At 37.7% G+C, this 2236-nt stretch carries 3 protein-coding genes; 1 reads left to right on the top strand and 2 read right to left on the bottom strand.

All coding sequences use genetic code 11. The features are described 5' to 3' along the window. Window positions 1–756: adenylate/guanylate cyclase domain-containing protein (locus tag UC75_RS19820; RefSeq protein ID WP_228137026.1), on the top strand; the 756-nt coding region annotated here is incomplete at its 5' end. 51 nt (window positions 757–807) lie between these two features. On the opposite strand, the gene fdx is transcribed toward UC75_RS19820, so the two are convergent. Together fdx and UC75_RS19825 are read right to left on the bottom strand one after the other, a co-directional pair. Then, on the bottom strand, window positions 808–1146 hold the full coding sequence (gene fdx, locus UC75_RS02295; RefSeq protein ID WP_004792653.1) for an ISC system 2Fe-2S type ferredoxin: 339 nt from the start codon (window positions 1144–1146) through the stop codon (window positions 808–810). A 17-nt stretch (window positions 1147–1163) separates the two neighbouring features. Then, window positions 1164–2236 (bottom strand): Hsp70 family protein (locus tag UC75_RS19825; RefSeq protein ID WP_228137027.1); only part of this gene is annotated, 1073 nt, incomplete at its 5' end.

A 2236-nucleotide genomic window follows, 5' to 3' on the forward strand; every position in this document is an offset into this window, starting at 1 on the left:
ACAGAGTTATCAGAAACTTTAATCCCTGATGATTTGGCATTTTTGCTTAATGACTATTTAAGCCATATGACGGAAATTGCCAAGCAGTATGAAGCTACCGTCGACAAATTTATGGGGGATGCCATCCTCATATTTTTTGGTGATCCGAATTCTCAGGGTGTAGAGCAAGATGCAAAAGCCTGTGTAGAAATGGCAATCGCTATGCGTCAGCAAATGAAATTGCTGCGTGAGCGTTGGAAAAAAATGGGCTACTCAGCCTTACATATTCGCATGGGAATTAGTACTGGTTACTGCCACGTAGGGAACTATGGGGCAACACATCGTATGGCTTATACTATTGTAGGTCGTGATGTGAATTTGGCAGCTCGTTTACAATACGCTGCTGAAATAGATGAAATTTTAATTTCAGATGATACTTATCAATTAATTAAAAGTGATTTTCTTTGTGCTCCAAAAACACCAATTTACTTAAAAGGTATTCAAGGTGCTGTGAAGACATGGCAGGTAATGGAGAAATACACAGGGAATAAGTCAGATCATCAACAATGGTTCGACTATGAATATAAAGGCTTTCATTTAGTACTTAATTTAGAAGAAGTACAAAACTATGAGTACCCTGAATTAGTAGAAGTACTTGAGAAAATGATTCAACGACTTAAAGTTCAACAAACTTTAATTAATACTCAAGGTATTGCACGTTTAAGACTTGAAGATGAAGTTAAGCCTATTGAAATTGATCAACAAGATCAGGTGTAAAGCTTAAAACGTGAAGTAAAAAAAAGCTGCTTTAAAAGCAGCTTTTTTATTTTAATGGCTTTCGGATGCGTGATTGATTGTATATTTAGGAATCTCAATTTCTAAATCTTCATCAACAATCTTCACTTGGCAAGAGAGACGAGAATCTGGTTCAAGACCCCAAGCGCGATCTAAAAGATCTGCTTCAACATCATCCATTTCTTCTAGGCTGTCAAAACCCTTACGAACGACTACGTGACAAGTTGTACATGCACACGACATGTCACAAGCGTGTTCAATTTTAATTCCTCGATCAAGCAAACTTTGACAAAGATTTGCATTTTGTTCAACTTCAAATTCTGCGCCTTCAGGGCAAAACTGAGCATGAGGAAGTACTTTAATACGGGGCATATTGATCACCTATACCTTTAGTTTGAATTTGACCAATCTTCAAGTTTTGTACCTTTTAAGGCGTGGTCAATATGTCGATTCATACGTAGTGCGGCAAAAGCATCACTATGTACTTTAAGTTGTTCTACAGCTTTTTCAATTGCTTGAATATCATTGCCTTCAAGCTGAACTTTCAGCACATTTTCAGCAGTTTTAAGTGCTTCAAGCTGCTCATCATTAAGCAAATCAGCATCAACTTTGAGAGCTTGTTCTAATGCTTCAAGTTCACGTTGGGCTTCAACTTTAGTTTCTTTTAAATGGCGTAGATTTTTATCTTCTTCCGCGTGTTGGAAACCTTCAATTAATAAGCGCTCAGTGTCAGATTCTGATAAGCCATAAGATGGTTTAATATCAATTTGAGCCTGTACACCAGAAGTTGTTTCACGAGCTGAAACAGTAAGTAGACCATCTGCATCTACCTGAAAGGTAACTTCAATACGTGCTTGACCAGCCGTCATTGGTGGAATACCGTGAAGAACAAATTTTCCTAATGAACGACAATGTTCTACCAAATCTCGTTCACCTTGAACCACATGAATAAGCATGGCGGTTTGGCCATCTTGATAAGTTGTGAATTCTTGACGACGAGCAACAGGAATAGCAGTATTACGTGAAATAAGGCGCTCTACTAGTCCACCCATGGTTTCTAGACCAAGTGAAAGAGGAGTTACGTCTAAAAGTAATGAACCGTCTTGACTGTTTCCAATTAATTGGTTGGCAGTAATCGAAGCACCAATTGCAACCACTTCATCAGGGTTGATCGTGCAAAGGGGTTCTTGGTTAAATACATTACGAACCGCTTGTTGAACAGCATACGAACGCGTAGAGCCACCCACTAAAACAACATTTTGAATATCTGATAATTCAAGTTTTGCATCACGTAAAACACGCTTACAAACACTGATTGTTTTATCTAAAGCAACTTGAATAATACTTTCAAAAGTTGGACGGTCCAGTGTTAATACATTTTCAAGTAATTTTAACTGAACTGATTCTTGAGTAGATAATTGTTCTTTAGCTTGACGAGCAGAAACCATAAATACTGCATATG

It is taken from the genome of Acinetobacter sp. V2, assembly GCF_001188385.1.
GTDB lineage: Bacteria > Pseudomonadota > Gammaproteobacteria > Pseudomonadales > Moraxellaceae > Acinetobacter > Acinetobacter oleivorans.